Origin of the sequence: Pseudomonas sp. B14(2022), assembly GCF_012030485.1 — a bacterium.
Lineage (GTDB): Bacteria > Pseudomonadota > Gammaproteobacteria > Pseudomonadales > Pseudomonadaceae > Aquipseudomonas.
The window spans coordinates 1-18,315 of the sequence record NZ_JAAUVM010000007.1; the positions used below are offsets into that span (position 1 = coordinate 1).

The 18,315-nt window shown below is 54.5% G+C and carries 20 protein-coding genes, 1 tRNA gene and 1 pseudogene; 3 read left to right on the forward strand and 19 right to left on the reverse strand.

Going from position 1 to position 18,315, the window contains the following annotated elements; translation table 11 throughout:
* Positions 1–178 precede the first annotated feature (178 nt).
* From pstB to HCF10_RS12495, 9 genes and pseudogenes are all read right to left on the reverse strand, one after another.
* Positions 179–958 carry a phosphate ABC transporter ATP-binding protein PstB gene (gene pstB / locus HCF10_RS12455; protein ID WP_167655632.1) on the reverse strand — a complete coding sequence of 260 codons (780 nt, stop codon included), beginning with the start codon at positions 956–958 and terminating at the stop codon, positions 179–181.
* The gene (gene pstA / locus HCF10_RS12460) at positions 958–1,830 is read right to left on the reverse strand and encodes a phosphate ABC transporter permease PstA (RefSeq protein ID WP_167655634.1); all 873 of its coding nucleotides are present in this window, start codon (positions 1,828–1,830) and stop codon (positions 958–960) included. The genes pstB and pstA overlap by 1 nt, the downstream gene beginning before the upstream one ends.
* Complete coding sequence (pstC, locus tag HCF10_RS12465; RefSeq protein WP_167655759.1) at positions 1,827–2,822, reverse strand: phosphate ABC transporter permease subunit PstC; 996 nt, start codon at positions 2,820–2,822, stop codon at positions 1,827–1,829. Before pstC ends, pstA begins: the two co-directional genes overlap by 4 nt.
* A 73-nt stretch (positions 2,823–2,895) precedes the next feature.
* Positions 2,896–3,912, reverse strand: coding sequence for a phosphate ABC transporter substrate-binding protein PstS (pstS, locus tag HCF10_RS12470; protein WP_082118724.1), 1,017 nt, complete (start codon positions 3,910–3,912; stop codon positions 2,896–2,898).
* 255 nt (positions 3,913–4,167) lie between these two features.
* On the reverse strand, positions 4,168–4,533 hold the full coding sequence (locus HCF10_RS12475) for a YidH family protein (RefSeq protein ID WP_167655636.1): 366 nt from the start codon (positions 4,531–4,533) through the stop codon (positions 4,168–4,170).
* A gap of 98 nt (positions 4,534–4,631) precedes the next feature.
* Positions 4,632–5,050 (reverse strand): annotated as a pseudogene (locus tag HCF10_RS12480) (DUF6691 family protein).
* Between the two features lie 2 nt (positions 5,051–5,052).
* Positions 5,053–5,472, reverse strand: a complete 420-nt coding sequence (locus HCF10_RS12485; RefSeq protein WP_237683112.1) for a YeeE/YedE family protein — start codon at positions 5,470–5,472, stop codon at positions 5,053–5,055.
* A 70-nt stretch (positions 5,473–5,542) separates the two neighbouring features.
* Positions 5,543–7,030 (reverse strand): SulP family inorganic anion transporter, encoded by a 1,488-nt coding sequence (locus tag HCF10_RS12490; RefSeq protein ID WP_167655638.1) that lies wholly within the window; start codon positions 7,028–7,030, stop codon positions 5,543–5,545.
* Between the two features lie 525 nt (positions 7,031–7,555).
* Positions 7,556–9,184 carry a methyl-accepting chemotaxis protein gene (locus tag HCF10_RS12495; protein WP_167655640.1) on the reverse strand — a complete coding sequence of 543 codons (1,629 nt, stop codon included), beginning with the start codon at positions 9,182–9,184 and terminating at the stop codon, positions 7,556–7,558.
* Positions 9,185–9,854: 670 nt separating this feature from the next.
* Here HCF10_RS12495 and HCF10_RS31405 point away from each other — a divergent pair.
* On the forward strand, positions 9,855–10,109 hold the full coding sequence (locus tag HCF10_RS31405) for a hypothetical protein (protein WP_237683119.1): 255 nt from the start codon (positions 9,855–9,857) through the stop codon (positions 10,107–10,109).
* Between the two features lie 52 nt (positions 10,110–10,161).
* Here HCF10_RS31405 and HCF10_RS12500 read toward each other — a convergent pair whose 3' ends face one another.
* On the reverse strand, positions 10,162–10,542 hold the full coding sequence (locus HCF10_RS12500; protein WP_167655642.1) for a hypothetical protein: 381 nt from the start codon (positions 10,540–10,542) through the stop codon (positions 10,162–10,164).
* Between the two features lie 628 nt (positions 10,543–11,170).
* Between HCF10_RS12500 and HCF10_RS12505 the strand changes: the two genes are divergently transcribed.
* A complete protein-coding gene (locus HCF10_RS12505) occupies positions 11,171–11,629 on the forward strand; it encodes a hypothetical protein (RefSeq protein WP_167655644.1) in 459 nt (152 codons plus the stop codon).
* Positions 11,630–11,727: 98 nt separating this feature from the next.
* Here the strand turns inward: HCF10_RS12505 and HCF10_RS12510 are convergent, their stop codons facing one another.
* Both HCF10_RS12510 and HCF10_RS12515 read right to left on the reverse strand, forming a co-directional pair.
* Positions 11,728–12,369 (reverse strand): SOS response-associated peptidase family protein, encoded by a 642-nt coding sequence (locus HCF10_RS12510; protein ID WP_337782122.1) that lies wholly within the window; start codon positions 12,367–12,369, stop codon positions 11,728–11,730.
* A gap of 249 nt (positions 12,370–12,618) precedes the next feature.
* A tRNA-Ser gene (locus tag HCF10_RS12515) sits at positions 12,619–12,706 on the reverse strand.
* Positions 12,707–12,992: 286 nt separating this feature from the next.
* Here HCF10_RS12515 and HCF10_RS12520 point away from each other — a divergent pair.
* Entirely contained in the window at positions 12,993–13,664 is a 672-nt protein-coding gene (locus tag HCF10_RS12520; RefSeq protein ID WP_048728419.1) for a Bax inhibitor-1/YccA family protein, read from the forward strand.
* A gap of 63 nt (positions 13,665–13,727) precedes the next feature.
* Here HCF10_RS12520 and murB read toward each other — a convergent pair whose 3' ends face one another.
* The 7 genes from murB to HCF10_RS12555 are packed head-to-tail and all read right to left on the reverse strand — an operon-like array spanning position 13,728 to position 18,248.
* The gene (gene murB, locus HCF10_RS12525) at positions 13,728–14,747 is read right to left on the reverse strand and encodes a UDP-N-acetylmuramate dehydrogenase (RefSeq protein ID WP_145337675.1); all 1,020 of its coding nucleotides are present in this window, start codon (positions 14,745–14,747) and stop codon (positions 13,728–13,730) included.
* Positions 14,744–15,208 (reverse strand): low molecular weight protein-tyrosine-phosphatase, encoded by a 465-nt coding sequence (locus HCF10_RS12530; protein WP_131698030.1) that lies wholly within the window; start codon positions 15,206–15,208, stop codon positions 14,744–14,746. Before HCF10_RS12530 ends, murB begins: the two co-directional genes overlap by 4 nt.
* Entirely contained in the window at positions 15,208–15,972 is a 765-nt protein-coding gene (gene kdsB / locus HCF10_RS12535; RefSeq protein ID WP_065927093.1) for a 3-deoxy-manno-octulosonate cytidylyltransferase, read from the reverse strand. Before kdsB ends, HCF10_RS12530 begins: the two co-directional genes overlap by 1 nt.
* Positions 15,969–16,154: a Trm112 family protein gene (locus HCF10_RS12540; RefSeq protein ID WP_003174668.1), complete on the reverse strand. Its 186-nt coding sequence runs from the start codon at positions 16,152–16,154 to the stop codon at positions 15,969–15,971. The genes kdsB and HCF10_RS12540 overlap by 4 nt, the downstream gene beginning before the upstream one ends.
* Before the next feature lie 23 nt (positions 16,155–16,177).
* Positions 16,178–17,188 carry a tetraacyldisaccharide 4'-kinase gene (lpxK, locus tag HCF10_RS12545; protein ID WP_131698031.1) on the reverse strand — a complete coding sequence of 337 codons (1,011 nt, stop codon included), beginning with the start codon at positions 17,186–17,188 and terminating at the stop codon, positions 16,178–16,180.
* Positions 17,188–17,616, reverse strand: coding sequence for an ExbD/TolR family protein (locus HCF10_RS12550; protein WP_131698032.1), 429 nt, complete (start codon positions 17,614–17,616; stop codon positions 17,188–17,190). Before HCF10_RS12550 ends, lpxK begins: the two co-directional genes overlap by 1 nt.
* On the reverse strand, positions 17,613–18,248 hold the full coding sequence (locus tag HCF10_RS12555) for a MotA/TolQ/ExbB proton channel family protein (protein ID WP_131698033.1): 636 nt from the start codon (positions 18,246–18,248) through the stop codon (positions 17,613–17,615). The genes HCF10_RS12550 and HCF10_RS12555 overlap by 4 nt, the downstream gene beginning before the upstream one ends.
* Positions 18,249–18,315: the final 67 nt, after the last annotated feature.

Genomic DNA, 18,315 nt, shown 5'->3' on the forward strand with positions numbered 1-18,315 from the left:
TCTTTTCGGTCACTTGATTGACTGCTTGGATTTTGAATTCTTCGGGATAACGCGGGTTGCTCATGGCACCTCCTGATTGGCCTCATTTTAAGGCATGGAGGTGTCTACGAAACCCGGGGCGATTCACTCCTTGCCGCTCTAGGGGCTGAGAGCTTATGTACTGAAGGAAAGGGATTGGTTATCCAAAGCGACCTGTAATGTAGTCTTCCGTCTGCTTCATTTTTGGTTTGGTGAAGATGGTGTCGGTCACATCATGCTCAATCAATTCGCCCATAAACATAAAGGCGGTGTAGTCCGAAACACGAGCCGCTTGCTGCATGTTGTGGGTCACGATGATGACGGTATATTGCTCTTTTAACTCAGTAATCAACTGCTCTATTCGCCCAGTGGAGATTGGGTCAAGCGCGGAGGTCGGCTCATCCAAAAGCAATACTTGTGGGCGTAAAGCGATGGTGCGCGCTATACACAGGCGCTGTTGCTGACCACCCGACAGGCTCTGTGCGCTCTGTTTGAGCTTGTCCTTTACCTCGTCCCAAAGCGCTGCTCCATTTAAGGCTTGCTCTACGCGTTCATCCATCTCACGACGGGAGAGCCGTTCATGGTGACGCACGGCGTAAGCGACGTTGTCGTAAATGGACATCGGAAACGGTACGGGTTTCTGGAAGACCATGCCGATATGGCTACGCAGACGGTTCATCGAGTAACCAGGCGCGAGAATATTCTCTCCGTTGAGCAGCACCTCGCCCCGCGCTTCCTGCTTCGGGTACATAGCGTATATACGGTTGAACACCCGCAGTAACGTCGACTTCCCGCAACCTGACGGCCCAATGATCGCAGTGATCCGCTTCTCTGGAATATCCATATCGATGGAGTTCAGAGACCGCTGGTTATTGTAAAAAAACTCCAGGCCACGAACGCGAATTTTGGTTCTTTCGTCGGCAAGGTCACGGCTATTCATCAGGTCAACCTATTGCGTAAAAGGATCAAGCGGGACAGTAAACTGAGTACCAGTACAAACAAGGTCAGCACCAATGCACCAGCCCAGGCTAGAGAGTGCCAGTCATCGAATGGGCTCATGGCGTACTGGAAAACCACTACGGGCACGCTGGCAATCGGTTTCAGAAGATTGCTGCTCCAGAACTGGTTGCCGAACGCTGTAAACAGTAGAGGCGCTGTTTCACCAGTGATTCTGGCTAGTGCGAGTAGCACCCCGGTCACCACGCCCGCTTTTGCAGCTCGTAGTACGATTTGTAGAGTCAATTTCCATTGCGGGACGCCTAATGCCAGCGCGGCTTCCCGCATGGTTGACGGTTGTAGTTGAAGCATCTCGTCAGTAGTTCTCACCACCACTGGAATCACCAATAGCGCCAGTGCCAGAGCGCCGGCGATAGCGGAGAAGCCGACTTGGTGATTAGTAAGTATGTTCAACGGCAAGATAACGCCGGTATAGATGAACAGCCCCAACACAATGGACGGTGCCGACAGGAGAATGTCGTTAATAAAACGTACTGTGGTACCTAGACGCGAGTGTCGTGCGAATTCCGCTAACCAGATTCCCGCCATCAAGCCAATGGGCGTCCCGATAAGCAGGGCGATACCGGACATCAGGGCGCTGCCATAAAACGCATTCGCCAGCCCACCTTCCGTACCGGGCGGCGGCGTCATTTGCGTAAAGAGGCGAATATTGAGCGCCTGAAATCCGTTGATCACTGTGGTCAGCAGAATCCAGACCAGCCAGATGAGACCGAACGCAGTTGCCCCACAACTGAGCGCCAATGCAAAGCGATTCTTGAAAGCCCGAATCTGGTAGAGACGTTCGTTTCCGGTCATAGACCCTCCTTGCGTGAAAGCCGCATGAGCAGGAGTCGTGCTAGCGCCAGTACGATAAAGGTGACGACAAATAACAGGAAGCCCAGTGCAATCAGCGCCGAGCGATGCAGGTCGGTATAGGCTTCGCTGAACTCGTTAGCGATGACTGACGCAATGGAACTGCTTGGCATCAACAATGAGGCGGAGAATTGTTGAGCATTACCCAGCACGAAAGTCACCGCCATGGTCTCGCCCAATGCGCGTCCGAGCCCGAGAAAAATTCCTCCCACCACCGCTGAGCGCGTGTAGGGCAGAACAATGTCCCAGACCACTTCCCAAGTAGTGCTACCTAGCGCGTAAGCAGACTCCTTGAGGGTTGTTGGAACACTACGGAACACCTCGTGCATGACAGAGGTGATGAAGGGCATGATCATGATTGCCAGCACAATACCCGCTGTCAGCATGCCAATCCCTAAGGGTGGGCCCTGAAACAGCGAACCCACCAAAGGAAGCCCACCCAGATAGTCATTGATCCAAGGTGATAGATGCTCTGCCATGAACGGGCCGAAAACGAATAGCCCCCACATGCCATAGATAATCGATGGAATTCCCGCGAGCAATTCAACCGCCGAGGCAACAGGCATCCGCAACCAGGGCGGAGCTACTTCAGTGAGAAAAATCGCGATGCCAAAGCTGACAGGAACCGCAATCAGCAGCGCCAGTAAAGAGGTCACCAAGGTGCCGTAAATCGGTACCAAAGCACCGAAGTGGTTGTTGACGGCATCCCACTCAGTGCTTGTCAGAAAGTCGAGACCGAAAGTCTTGAATGCAAGACTACCGCCCCAAAGTGTCGAGGCGGCAATACTCACCAGTAGCAACAGCACCAGCATTGCGGCGCCAAGCATTGAACGCTTAAACCAGAGATCATGACGCTGATCGCGAGCCGCACGCTTATCACTCGTAACGTCGCCAACGTAGAGGGTCATGGTCAAAGGTTGGACTGTGTCGTTCATCATACGTCTACTCACAAACAACCCCCTTCATCAGGCAAAACTTGCTCGAGGAAGGGGTTTAAGTGTTGCTGAATCAATGGGCGAAGTCAGACTTCCAGTAACCTTCGATACGCTTCACCAGAGAGTCAGGCAGGGCTACATAGTCCAGCGCCGAAGCCTGTTGCTGGCCTTTCTCCAACGACCATTTGAAGAAGTTGAAGGCAGCTTGGCTTTGCTCGGCATTCTTCGGCTGTTTGTACATGATGATCCAGGTGGTCGCCGTGATCGGCCAAGCGCTATCGCCAGGCGCATTGGTCATGATCAGGTTGAAGTCTTTGGCGTTAGCCCAGTCCGCAGTGTCGGCAGCCGCTTGGAACGCTTTGGCGTTGGGCTGAATGAATTTCCCGGCGGCGTTCTTCAGCTGTGCGTGCGTCATCTTGTTTTGCAGGGCATAGGCGTACTCAACATAACCGATTGAGTTTTTGATCTGCTTTACGTAAGCCGAGACACCTTCGTTACCTTTACCACCCACACCAACCGGCCAAGGCACAGTCGTGCCGAAACCGATTTTCGATTTCCAGCCATCACTCACTTTGGAGAGGTAGTTGGTGAAATTGTATGAGGTGCCAGAGCCGTCAGAACGGTGGACGACGGTGATTTTACTGTCTGGCAGTTTCATGCCCTGGTTCAGGGCGACGATGGCCGGATCGTTCCAGACTGTAATCTCACCCAAGAAGATTTTCGCCAAGGTCTCACCATCGAGCTTCAATTGGCCCGGCGCTACACCCTCAATGTTCATCACCGGCACGATGCCGCCAATCACACTGGGAAATTGGCCTAGGCCACCGGCCTTGAGATCATCGGCAGACAACGGTGCGTCAGACGCACCAAAATCTACTGTTGCCGCTTTGATCTGAGCGATACCGCCACCCGATCCAATCGACTGGTAATTGATACGGTTGCTGGAGCTTTTGCTGTAGTCCTGCGACCACTTGGACAAAACCGGATAGACAAAGCTGGAGCCCGCACCGGTAACATCGGTCGCATGAGCAAGGCCACTCATGCAGAGGGAAGCCAGTAAGACAGACAGGCTTTTTTTAGTCAGCAACATCACGACAACACCTCAATGAAAGGAGTTAAGTGGAGGTATCCACCTATCGGAGAAGTGACGATTTAATTCTTTAAATATTTCTATCCGATGACAGTTCCGGGATTTTCAGAAATATTTTGAAATACGTGTGAATCGAGAACCTTCACTCGTTTGCTCGTTGAAAATGCTCGTCTGCATCGGTGTAAAGCCCTGGGGCTGCCGTTTACCCTCTTATACGGAGGGCGATGTCGGGAGCCGAACGAAGCTCTGTCTTGCTTACATGATGGACAAATACGCAACGAGCAAAACGCCCAGGATTGCCGTGATGACATTGATGCCTGGGCCAGCATTGACGCTGTAGCCAAGGGGGATCTCAACAGGCTTGAGGGTCTTTACCACCTTTTTGTACTGCCAGGATGACCAACAGGCAACCGTTGAGCCCAGCATCAGAAAAGCGAGTCCGATCCAGAAAGAAAAATGTTTTCCTGGAGCGCTCAAAACACCTGGCTTGAGCATTTGCAGCAGCAGTCCGAATCGTTCAATTACAAAGCCAAACGCCATCAGCGAAAGGCTGGTTCGGTTCCAGGCCAGCAAGGTTCGCTCAGCAGCAAAGAAGACTCGTGGATCGTTCAGGTCTGACATCAAATACCCCTTGGCTCTCAATAGGTGAAATCGATCTGGTCAGCGTGTGTAGACGTCTGACCGTGCTTCCGTCATTCGCTTTCATGGCTATCGCCTAATCAGGCCGTGCACCGACGTTCTAATAGAGAGAACAAGTACATACGGGCCAACATGGCCAATACGAATATGATGATCTGCCCGTGCCCCGTAAGCAGAATAGCGACGGCAGGCCCAGGGCAGATCCCCGCAATTCCCCAACCTATACCGAACACCAGGCTGCCGCCAATCAAGCGGGCACCCAACTCCCTTTTCATTGGTAACTGCATGGGGGCACCTAGCAAGGACTGCTTGTTCTTACGCGCCCAATTCAGGGGGATAACCGCCACTGCGATGGCCCTACCATCACCAGTGCGAGTGAAGGATCCCAGGCCCCGGCCACATCAAGAAAAGCCAATACCTTGGCGGGGTTCGCCATGCTTGCCAGAAGAAGCCCAAGGCCGAAGATAAGTCCTGCAAAAAATGCGCACAGCTTTATCATTTTCATGCGCCCACCACATGACGAATGACGTACACCGTTGCAAAACCGGCGAACATAAAGCACATCGTTGCAGTGATGGAGCGGGCTGACAGTCGAGAGATCCCGCAAACGCCATGACCGCTAGTACAGCCGGAACCGTAACGGGTTCCCACGCCGACGAGCAGCCCCGCAATTATCAGGGTCGGCCACCCTGCCCTAATCTCGACCTCCGGCAGCACGGTAAATACTCCCCACAATAAAGGCGCAAGCAGCAGACCAAAAAGAAACAGCGCCTTCTCGCTCCAGCCCTCACTGCTAAATTTCATCATGCTACCAATCAACCTACTGATGCCTGCGATGCGACCATTTGCGAGAACGAACAAGCCAACCGCCAGACCTATCAAGGCTCCTCCGCCCAATGAAGTCCTAGGCGTAAAGTGCATCTAATAAATGCTCATTTTGCATCTCCTGCACAGAAGTGCTGATAAAGGACATGGATCATTGTTGATCTCTTTAGTGGCTCATGAGCTTGTCGATGGCACAGGGTTTGTCATGAACGCCGAAGCGGTCAACGATTGTTGCGCTGGCTTCATTGAGACCTCGCACTTCAACCTCAGCGCCTTCACGCCGGAACTTGATCACGACCTTATCAAGCGCTGCGACAGCGGTGATATCCCAGAAGTGCGCCTGTATGAGATCAATGGTGACCTTGTTGAGCGCTTCCTTGAAGTCAAAAATCTCAGTGAACTTGTCCGCAGAGCTAAAGAACACCTGGCCCACGACGTGGTAAGTCCGATGCGATTTCGTCACTTCCAGAGTGCTCTTGATATCTAGGTAGTGCCCGACCTTATTAGCAAAGAACAGCGAAGCCAGCAGCACACCTACCAGTACGCCGTAGGCCAGGTTGTGAGTGGCCACGACGACCACGACGGTCGCCACCATAACAAGGTTGGTCGACAGTGGATGCACTTTCAGATTGCGCAAGGAATCCCAACTGAAGGTGCCGATGGACACCATGATCATCACAGCCACGAGTGCAGCCATAGGGATTTTGGAGAGCCATTCGCCAAGAAATACCACCATCAGCAGCAGAAAAACGCCGGCACACAATGTCGAGAGACGGGTGCGGCCACCAGATTTCACGTTGATTATCGATTGGCCGATCATGGCGCAACCTGCCATGCCGCCGAGCATGCCGGCAGCGATGTTGGCTACGCCCTGGCCTTTGCACTCGCGGTTTTTGTTGCTGGTGGTATCGGTCAGATCGTCGACGATGGTAGCGGTCATCATTGACTCGAGTAGACCCACTACGGCCAAAGCAGCCGAGTACGGGAAAATGATGCGCAGGGTTTCAAAGTTCAGCGGCACTTCGGGCCAAAGGAAAATCGGCAACGTATCCGGCAATTGGCCCATGTCGCCTACAGTGCGGATATCCAAGCCGAGATAAATGGCGATGGCAGTAAGGGTGAGGATGCACACCAACGGTGACGGAATCAGCTTGCCAATCTTCGGTAGGTATGGGAATAGATAGATGATTCCGAGGCCCACTGCTGTCATGGCGTAGACGTGCCAGGTCACGTTGGTCAGTTCAGGCAACTGCGCCATGAAAATCAGGATCGCCAATGCGTTTACGAAACCGGTGACTACCGAGCGTGAAACAAAGCGCATCAGTGAGCCCAGCTTCAGGTAGCCAGCGAGGATTTGGAGTACCCCACAGAGTAAGGTGGCTGCTAGAAGATACTGAAGCCCATGATCTTTTACCAAGGTGACCATGAGCAGTGCCATGGCACCAGTTGCCGCTGAGATCATGCCAGGTCGACCGCCGACGAAGGCGATAACGGCGCAGATACAGAAGGAGGCGTAGAGGCCGACCTTGGGGTCGACTCCAGCGATAATTGAAAATGCAATGGCCTCCGGAATCAAGGCCAGAGCGACGACGAGACCTGCTAGCACGTCTCCACGAACGTTGGAGAACCACGTTTTTTTGAGTGATTGCAGCATCAGAATATCCAAGGCAATGCATCACACGCACACCAGGCGAAGGGCGAGCGCGTCGATACGAATTCAAATTTTGAGGATTATTTGACTGTGTGCTTTGGGTGTAAGAACCGGGCATACAGCAGTACGCACCGCTAGCGAACCAGGCGGGTGCGAGGTGTTGCGAGGGGGCGTAGCGCTAAGGCGGCGTAGGCTGCAAGTAGATGGTTTGGAGTACAGTCATGCTGATGTTCCTGTAGCTCAATGGTAAGACTGAGCGATAATTATACCGTCAAGCAGACGTCGATTGCGACACACAATAAAGCTCAGCGTGAGTGATTCCAGCGATCCTCCAACTCAGCCTGCTCATCAATCCTAGATACGTTCTACACCAGGATGGCAATCCCACGGCGGATATCAAAAGAGTCGAGCTACCGGTGCTACGGGTGCTCCGCAGGCCCGGAGCACCTAAATCCCACTTGAAAGTTGCGAACTGCCTGAGAAAAATTGATAGCTTATGCACGCAACCCTCAGTAAAGAGGGCTAACGCTACATTTGAAATTGCTTGACCAGCCTGTTCAATTCGACCGCTAGTTTTGTGAGTTCGGACGTTGCAATAGCTGTCTGACTTGAGCCCTCTGCCGCTTGATTTGAAAGATCACGGATACTCACTAAGCTGCGATCTACCTCCCTTGCAACCTGAGCCTGCTCCTCTGATGCGGTCGCAATCAGAACGTTGCGTTCAGTAATATTGTCGATAGATTCGGTAATCTCCACCAACGCGGAACCAGCGCCTTGAGCAGTGTCCAGAGTTTTCTGGGCTTGGGTGTTTGTGTGAGTCATTGCAGACACAGCAGATCCAGTGCCTTTTTGAATTGAGCTGATCATCTGCTCAATTTCACTGGTTGATTGCTGAGTACGATGAGCTAACGCTCGGACTTCATCAGCGACTACTGCGAAGCCTCGACCCGCCTCACCGGCACGAGCGGCTTCGATAGCCGCATTCAACGCAAGAAGATTGGTCTGTTCGGCGATAGCACGTATCACATCCAAAACCTTGCTGATGTCGGTGGCCATTACGGCGAGCCCTTGTACCTCTTGGGATGCGTCTTCAACATTTGCGACCATCAGGCTGATGGCCTGCACGGTTTCATCGACGCGCGCACGACCAGCCAACGCTGCGGAGTTGGATCGATTGGCTGCTTCAGAGGCTTGCGAGGCATTTCTAGCTACCTCTTCTACCGCTGCACTCATCTCAGTGACGGCAGTTGCTGCCATTTCAACTTCGTTATTTTGACGCAGCATGCCTTTATTTGCGTCTTCGGTGACAGCATGCATTTCTTCAGAAGTCGACGCCAATTGGTTAGAGGAATCAGATATCAAAGAAAGGGTATTTCGCAGCCCATGCTGCATTACGCTTAAAGCCCGCATAAGCCTAGCCACCTCATCGTGTCCTTGAGCTTCAATAACTCCGGTGAGATCGTTTTTAGCAATGCGCTCGGCAATAGCCAGTGATTGGCTGATCGGGCTGGTAATACTTCGAGTGTACATCAAAGCTAGTGCAATCGCGGCCAAGGTACTGATCAATATAAAACCACCAACGATCAATTTAGCTTGTTCATAGGTTTGGTTCGCCTCCTCCCCTGCCCGTTTAGCTTTGTTATTGTTAACGTCTATCAGTTCTTTGATATCGCTCTCAACAGCGTCAGCAGATTGTTTCATCGACTCGCTGGAAAGCTTGACTGCCTCATCTAAATTCCCCGAAGAAATTAGAGACAAGTATTGATCTTGAACCACCTGATAGTTGGCAAGGCTTTTTGAAAGCTCATCAACTTTCTGCTTGCCTATCGGGGTTACGATTAGAGGTTGCAAATTCGACAGCGAATTCTCAATATTAACTCTAGCCTTATTTAATTCCTCTAGAGCTTGAGTTTTTAGGCTTGCGGGCTCTACAGGATTGCGCAATCTTGCGTTGCCACCTCTGATGCTTACAAACTCCCTGTCAATTACCCCAAGTAGGGATATGCTGGGTACAACATTCGTTTCAACGAAGCTTTCAGAGTCCTTCAAGCTCGACGCCTGCTTAAGAGCGATGATCCCCAGCGCAATTATCATCAGGCAAAAGAAACCGAAGCACAGAGCCGAGCGTGGAGCAAGGTTGAGTTTACGCAGCATCATAATAAGAGCCTCTTTTGAATTATTAGCTATGTCGTCACTCGTCAGGCGCGCTTAAGCACCGTTCGTCGAGCAATACGATGTAGCCCGGAAAGGCAGGCCTTTTATTTGACGCATTATGTTTCTAGATGTAAAAAGCTGCAGCTTTATCCCGAAGAGTCAACCGAATTAGGATTCAGGGCATGCTCGTTGGGAGCATATGGAATTTTGCAATTAGCCCTTACCAAGTAATAAGTTAGCAAATTCTTTTAAACGGTATTCGTATTGCAAAGGAGCGCTTTGGCCATCACCCAGCGAGATATTTTGCACTCGCCTTACTACATCGGAGCGGTGAGTGCAACTTCGATCAATTTAGCCGATGCAAGCTCTGCCAAATCGCCATCCCGCTCACACCGTACTCATCGCAAGTACCTACAGACGGGTTATCGCGCATGCCATTACCGCGAAATTCGATATCCATAAACCGTGGCCTGCTCCATGTTGGTACTGAATTGAGTGAGTAATCCTAAGCGTTCCAGGATCATCATTGAAGGTCTGCCGCCAAGCGACAATAAGTCTTCCTGCCACCACATAGCAGCGCGCTACGCTAACTTTGACGTTCGCACTTCGAGGTAATGTTGATGTCCGAAACTGGCCTACCATGCAATTTCTAATCGGCTCAGGGAAGAAACTGATGACTACAGATCCGTTATGTCTAGTCTTTGTGCCGGCTCTGGCGGCAGTGCTGCAAGCCGCCGAGGATAAAAAGGGCACGCCGCTTACTGAGGCTGAGGTTTGTGAAATCCGAGACAGATCCACCTGCGTCGCTTTACCATTCAGCGCGGCGCTGGCTATGGAAGAAGAGCGTGGTTATCCAGACATCATTGCTGAGGACTGTAGGAGTGAATGGCAGCGTCTACGGCCTTTAATGCTAAACCGACCTGTCTGATTTCACTCCCTAGCACAATCCTACGTAATAGCTTGCTTACATAGCCAGTAACTCAACGCTCGAGCCCGTCATCCCCCCCCTCCGAAATTTTGTTACTCGATTTCATGGCAAATAGCGCCGGCTTAGCAGCAGCGATGACAAGGCACCATTGAGGAAGCGCAATTGCCGCATCGTCGTGCTCTATTGGATCAGGGGTCGCTTCGCAAAAATCCTCGATAGCGGCACTTACCTTTAGCAAAAAATCGCTCTCGGCTGGGGTGAAACCTTGAGTGCTGAAATACTCCTTGGAAGACAACGTTGGCACCCAGTCCTCCCAAGAATTGATTAGCTCATTCATACCGAACCGAGGTGGCTCGTTCTCGCATTCAATCAGCCACTCAAGTAGCTCGACAATTCGATTCCGTATTCGAGGGTAGACGAGCTGTCTTGTCATAGTTTTACACCTGGTCGAATGGTCATCTTGCCCTTGATGGGGATAAATTTTAGCCTTGCTACAGTGCCCGTCCCGGGTCGACAGGCCCCCTTGGCCCTGCTCTCTATCTGCATCAACTCGGTGGCGTTGTCGACGAACAGCCCGTCACTTCTGAGTAAGTCTGGCAAACCAGCATAATTTTGTTTTTAGGCTCAAAGCCACAATCAATCATGCAGCGTTGCACTTTTGCAGTGCATCCGATGCTGACAACATCAGAGACTTTCAAGAATGACTCCTCGGCGCTTGGTTGAGACGTAGGCATATCGGGAGGGCTGCACCGTGCTCTCTAGGACTTTTAGATAATGAGTCGAAAATGTCAGAAGACAGTCTGAAAAAGGATTCGGAACAAAAAGCGGCTACGTTCATGGGTTGGGGGAAGCTGGGAGCCCTAGCGTTGGCGATTTCAGTCCCCATTTTTTACTTGAACGGAAAGGCTTACCACGAGGGCTACCTCTCCTACTTGAACCTTGAGCCGTCCATGTTTCCTCTACAGGCAACGGAGTATATCGGTGAGACCGCTGTGGCATAGTTCAGGGTCATTGTAAGTTGGTTTACCACCGGACTCGACAGCTTGGGACGAAATTGGCTGTTGGCGATTCTAGGCATGGTTGGCCTAAGCCTTATTTTTGGTCTCGTTGATTTCATGACAGACCGTACGGGCTCTGTTAATCAAAGAAATCAGAAGCCTATAAAAGCTAAGAAACGGTCTTTTTTTAAATCCTGGCGAAGGGCAGGACTGGTTCTGTTCGTTGGTAGTTATGGTGTTTTCATCATCCTGTGCTTGATCTCAATGTCACTCGCGATGGTAATTATGCCCTTTAGCGATGCAGGACGAGAAACCGCTAGGGAAGACGTTAAGCAGGGTTTTAGTGATTCCCCCGTCGTGACTCTAAAACTACCCGGATCTGAAGAAGTCATCCAGTTCCGGATCATCCAGTGCTCGGGTAAATTCTGCGGGCTTTTTGCTAACGGCAGGGCATATACCGTACCAGTATCAGCCGTCACCTGGGCGGTCTCAGGTATGCCGGGTGTCAAAACTGGCGGTTGATCTAAGCGATGTCCGTTCTTAATAAAATCGGATATGCGCTACTCATGGAACGGCTGAGAAACGCTGCAGCTGCCCTCCATCAACATTACGGTACGTACTCATTCATCGCCGTCTGACGCCCCTGCGAGCGGCTCGACCAATTCTGGGCCCTGATTACGAACACTACCCACAGCCTTGCTTACCTTGTACCAATGAAAATCGGTAGCAGGCCGGCAGTGATCCATCGCGATTTCCCGCGCACGTTCAGGTGAAATATCTGAGGCGATCCATTCGCGGGCGTGCTCAGGAGCCAAAACCAGCGGTTTCCGATCATGGATATCTACCATCCCTTGATCGCTGGCGGCGGTGATGATGACGAAGCCGTCGCGAGGGTCTGTATCCAGGCCCTGGTGAACTTCAACTAAACCAGCGAAGAACATCGGAGCCTGCTCTTTCAGGGTTATGAAGTAAGGCTGCTTTTTCTTTGGATCAGCCGGATCTTTGACCCACTCAAACCACCCGTTTGCCGGTGCAAGCACGCGACCGTTTGGCCAGAGCTGATTGAAAAACTTCCCAGTCATGACTGTTTCAACCCTGGCGTTTATCGGGTCAGGACGCTTTCCTTTCGCCCAAAATGGTGACCATCCCCATTTCACCTTATCAACGCTCAATTGGTCGTCCACTGGCCGAATAATTTCCACCCGAGTCGAGGGTGCGACGTTGTATCGCTCTACTGGCCAAAGATCGTAGCCGTTGATCACCAACTGCTCTGGCGCGAGCTCCTTCAGGTAGTGCGCCTAAGGGAAGCACAGAGAGAAGTGAAAGGTAGTCACGCTCCCCCCAAACCGTCAACTGAAAGAATTGGTAAGGTGCAACTGGAATTGTTGCACTCATAGAGACCACTCATTTTATCCAGGGAGTGGCACGCCATACCCCATCTCCCGGCCGAAAAAAACACAAAAAAAGGGCCTAGATTTTCATCTAAGCCCTTGATTTTGTTGAGTTCGCGGCGGGAAACCAGGGATTCGAACCCTGGGAACGCTATTAACGTTCGCCGGTTTTCAAGACCGGTGCATTCAACCACTCTGCCAATTTCCCGTTTATTCCGATGACGCGATGAAGCGGTACAGCAAGGTGCAACTGGAGATAGCCTTAGATAAGAACCCTGGGAACGCTATTAACGTTCGCCGGTTTTCAAGACCGGTACATTACAACCACTCTGCCAATTTCCCTTGTGCGTCACAGGATTATGGTAGCCCATCCTGTCTCAGCGGGCGCCATAATACCCGAATGAAACACACTGTCAAACTCTCGCCATAGCTTGTTACAGAGCGTCTGTTATGATCTTTGCGACTGAACGTTTCAAAACCGAAGGAGTGTCGCCATGCGCGAACAGAATTACGCAGTGAATGGTAACGCGCAGGCTGAGCAGCTTGAAGTCAGCCGCGTATTGCGCAACACCTATGGCTTGCTCGCCCTTACCCTCGCATTCAGCGGCGTAATGGCGTTCGTGGCCCAGCAGATGCACGTCGGCTACCCGAATATCTTCGTCGTACTGATCGGTTTCTACGGCCTGTTCTTCCTGACCAACAAGCTGCGTGACTCGGCCTGGGGCCTGGTATCGGCGTTTGCCTTGACCGGTTTCATGGGCTTTATCCTCGGCCCGATCCTCAACCGTTACCTCGGCATGGCCGGTGGTGCGGAAGTGGTCAGCTCGGCGTTTGCCATGACAGCCCTGGTGTTTGGTGGTCTGTCGGCCTACGTGCTGATTACCCGCAAGGACATGAGCTTCCTGGGTGGTTTCATCACCGCAGGCTTCTTCGTGTTGCTGGCGGCGGTGGTTGCGGGCATGTTCTTCCAGATCAGCGGCCTGCAACTGGCGATCAGCGCGGGTTTTGTGCTGTTCTCCTCCGTGTGCATCCTGTTCCAGACCAGCGCCATCATCCACGGCGGTGAACGCAACTACATCATGGCGACCGTCAGCCTGTATGTGTCGATCTACAACCTGTTTATCAGCCTGTTGCAGATATTCGGCATCATGAGCCGCGACGACTGATTTACTCGCTGCATAAAAAATGCCCCGTATCGACAGATGCGGGGCATTTTTGTTTTCACTGCATTAGTACTGGTTGGGTTCCATTTCCAGCTCGACCTTGAAACGCTGGGTGATGTCCCGCTGGATACGTTGGGCCAGGTTGGCAATATCGTGCCCTGTGGCGCCGCCATAGTTGACCAGCACCAGCGCCTGCAGGGCATGCACACCGGCATCGCCGTCACGAAAGCCCTTCCAGCCGGCCTTGTCGATCAGCCAGCCTGCCGCCAGCTTCATCTGCCCATCCGCCTGGGGGTAGGCGACCAGGTCCGGATACAGCGCCTGTAACTCTTCAGCCAGGGCCTTGGACACCAGCGGGTTCTTGAAGAAGCTGCCAGCATTGCCAAGCACTGCCGGGTCAGGCAATTTTTCGCTACGGATGCTGCAAATCGCGCGACTGACATCGCTCGGTGTCGCCTCGGTAATCCCCTGCCCCGCCAGGCGCTGCTGCACTGGGCCGTAGTCGAGCTTGAGGTGGCTGACGCGGCTCAGGGCGAAGCGTACCCGCAGGATCAGCCAGCGTCCGGTTTCGTGCTTGAACAGGCTGTCACGGTAGGCAAAGTTGCATTCCTCCAGGCTGAAGTCGCGCAGTTCGCCCGTCTGGCGGTCCAGGGCGGTCAAGCCGGCAAAGACGTCCTTGATCTCCACGCCGTAGGCGCCGATGTTCTGCATGGGGGCAGCACCGACGGTGCCGGGGATCAGACTGAGGTTTTCCAGGCCGCAGAAGCCCTGTTCCAGGGTCCACACTACAAACGGGTGCCAGGCTTCGCCTGCTTCGGCTTCGACCACCACCTGCACGCCATCATCCTGCAACACACGAATGCCTTGGGTGGCCATGCGTAACACCAAGGCAGGAATGTCCTGGGTCAGCAGCAAGTTGCTGCCACCGCCAATCACGAGCAAGGGCAACGCCTGGGTCGACGCATAGGCCAGTGCCTCGCGCACATCGGCATCACTGCGGGCCTCGGCGAAGAATTGGGCACGCACATCAATGCCAAAGCTGTTGAATGGCTTGAGCGACACCTGCGCCAGCACTTGCAAGGTCATAACCGCCCCTTCAATTCGATCACCAATAAATCACACGCCTGCTCGATCAGGTCCAGGACCCGTTCGAAGCCTTGTTCGCCCTCGTAGTAGGGATCTGGCACCTCGTCCACTTCAGCGTCATAGCGGCGCAGGAACAGGTCCAGCTCCGCCTTGCCCTGGCCGGGCTGCAGGGCCTTGAGATTGCGCAGATTGCTGTTGTCCATGGCCAGGATCAGGTCGTAGCGCGCAAAGTCGGCGCGGGAGACCTGCTGGGCACGCTGGGCCGACAAATCGTAGCCGCGTACCAGCGCCGCACGTTGGCTGCGCTGGTCCGGCGGGTTGCCGATATGCCATTCGCCGGTGCCGGCGGACGCTACGCCGACCTGCCCCGCCAACCCGGCTTCGCGCAATTTATGGCGCAGTACGCCCTCAGCGGTGGGCGAACGGCAGATATTGCCCAGGCAGACAAACAGAACCTCCATCAGGCCCCCAACAGGCGACGGACGCGCTCAAGATCTTCCGGGGTATCGACACCCGCAGGCGGCGCTTCCAGGGCGTCCCCCACGTGGATACGTACGCCGTGCCAGAGGGCTCGGAGTTGCTCTAGGGATTCGGTATTTTCCAACCAGCACGGGCCCCAACTCACGAAGTCATGCAGAAAACCGGCACGATAGGCGTAGATGCCGATATGGCGACGGTACGGCACGCCTTCCGGCAACAGGTCAGGGTTCCTGGCGAAGGCGTCACGCGCCCAGGGCAAGGTCGAACGGCTGAAAGTCAGCGCCAGGCCGTTGACATCACTGACCACCTTGACCACGTTCGGGTTGAACAGGGTGTCGATGTCTTCAATCGGCTCGGCCAGGGTCGCCATACGCGCTTCACCATGGGCAGCCAGGTTGGCGGCCACCTGGTCGATAACGCCCGGCGGGATCAACGGCTCGTCGCCTTGTACATTGACCACGATGGCGTCTGGCGCCAGGCCCAACTGCGTGGCCACTTCGGCCAGGCGGTCGGTGCCGGAGTTGTGATCTTCACGGGTCAGCACCGCTTCGGCGCCGAACCCTTTGCAGGCTTCAATGATGCGCGGGTCATCAGTGGCCACCACGACACGCTCAGCGCTGCTTTTGCAGGCCTGTTCCCACACCAGCTGGATCATCGGCTTGCTGCCGATCAGTTGCAGCGGCTTGCCCGGCAGGCGTGTCGAGGCGTAGCGGGAAGGAATGACAACGGTAAAGGCTGTGGTCATTTATCCAGGCGCTCGTCGGTGGTCAGGGTGCGGGCTTCGCTTTCCAGCATCACCGGGATGCCATCACGGATCGGGTAAGCCAGGCCGGCGCCCTTGCTGATCAGCTCGGTTTTATCGGCGCTGAGCTTGAGCGGGCCTTTGCAGATCGGGCAAGCGAGGATGTCGAGCAGTTTGGTGTCCATGAGTGTTTCCTGGATAGCAGCGTTTAAGGCAAAAGACGGGCGGGCAGCAGGCGCATCAGCTGCGTGTCGAACCAGGCGACGAACGCCGGCGACGGCACCGCATCCACCGCAAGGTACCACCAGTCGGGCTGGGCAAAGGCGCGGCACTTCACCGCGTCCTTCTCGGTCATGACCAGTGGCAATGACGGGGTAAAATTCAAGACCTCGGCGCTGTAGGGCGCGTGGTCGGCAAAAGCATGGGGAATCGGCTGCCAGTGTAGCGTTTCAAGGGTGTTGAAGAAACGTTGCGGGTTGCCGATACCGGCGACCGCGTGTACCTGCTGCCCCTCTGGAAAGTGCGCCACCGACTTGCGCTCGCCACTGTGCAGGTTGACCAGTGCGGTGGGCTGCAGGCAAAACGCAAAGCCATCGTCGCGATCCGAGCCGGCACCGTTGTAGAGCAGCGCATCAACACTGTGCAAACGCTCAACCGGTTCACGCAATGGCCCGGCCGGCAGGCAACGGCGATTGCCCAGGCCTCGGGCGGCGTCGATCAGCACCAGTTCCAGGTCACGGGCCAGGCGGTAGTGTTGCAGGCCGTCGTCGGAGAGGATCAGGTCAAGGGTCTCGCTGGCGAGCAGGGCCTTCACCGCACGACTGCGGTCGGGATCGATCATCAGGGGCACGCCGCAGCGTTGCACGATCAGCAAAGGCTCGTCACCCGCCACCGTGGCGCTGTGGCTCGCCTCGACGCGCCATGGCAACTGCGGTGGCTTGGCGCCATAGCCGCGACTGACCACACCGACGCGCAGGCCACTGCGTCGGCAGTGCTCGATCAACCACAGGATCAACGGCGTCTTGCCGGTACCGCCCACGGTGATGTTACCGACCACCACCACCGGCACCGGCGATTGATAGATCTCGCCCTCTCCTGCCAGGAACCGCGCGCGCTTGCGCTGCACCACCCGGCGATACAACGATTCCAGCGGACGCAACAACGCGAGCCCCGGATGGCCCTCGTACCAGGCCTTGAGCAAACGATCGGACATGGCCATCAGGGTTGGCTCGCCGCCTCGACAGTGCTCATGCGCAGATGGCTGAAACCGAGCTTGCCGGCAGCGTCCATCGCGGTGATCACGGCCTGGTGCTGGGTCTTGCCATCGGCACTGATGGACAACGGCATCTTGGTATTGCCGCCGGACTCTTTTTCCAGGGCGGCGATCAGGCTGGCGAGGTCGTTTTTCTCCAGCAACTGGTTATTCACCGAAAACGCCCCGTCGGCGCTGATGGCGATGTCCAGTTGCTTGACTTCCTGGTCTTCGGCCGGCGAACCACTCACGGCTTCCGGCAGGTCGACACGCAGTTCGGTCTGCCGGGTGAAGGTGGTGGTGACGACAAAAAACAGCAGCAGGATAAACACCACGTCGATCAACGACGCCAGGTTGATGTCGACATTTTCCCGTCGCTTGCGGCGAAATTTCACGCTTTGCCCCCAACCAGGTCTACGTCACGGTCGCCCTGCACCACTTCCACCAGCTTGATGGCTTCCTGCTCCATACCGACCACCAGTTCATCGATGCGCCGCTGCAGGAAACGGTGGAAGAACACCGAAGGAATACCGACCATCAGGCCCGCCGCTGTAGTAATCAGGGCCTTGGAGATGCCCCCGGCCAGTACGGCCGCGTTGGTGGTCAGGCCCGAGCCCATGAACGAGCTGAAAATATCGATCATGCCCAGTACCGTCCCCAGCAAGCCGAGCAACGGCGCCATGGCCGCGATAGTGCCGAGGGCGTTGATATAGCGCTCCAGTTCATGGATTACCCGGGCGGCGGCCTCTTCGATGCACTCTTTCATGATCTCGCGACCATGCTTTGAATTGGCCAGGCCGGCGGCGAGGATTTCACCCAGCGGCGAGTTGGCGCGCAGTGCCTTGAGTTTGTCCTTGTCCAGCTGCTTGTTCTTGATCCAGCCCCAGACCTGCCCCAGCAGATGCTCGGGGGTAACGCGACTGGCACGCAGGGTCCACAAACGTTCGGCAACGATGCCGAGTGCGGCGATGGAGCTCAAGATGATGGGCAACATCATCCAGCCGCCAGATTTGACCAATTCCCACACAGTGAATGTCCCCTCGAAAAAGTGCGCCACTTTACCATATAGGTTCGGCGGCGGGGTTCGTCGGCCA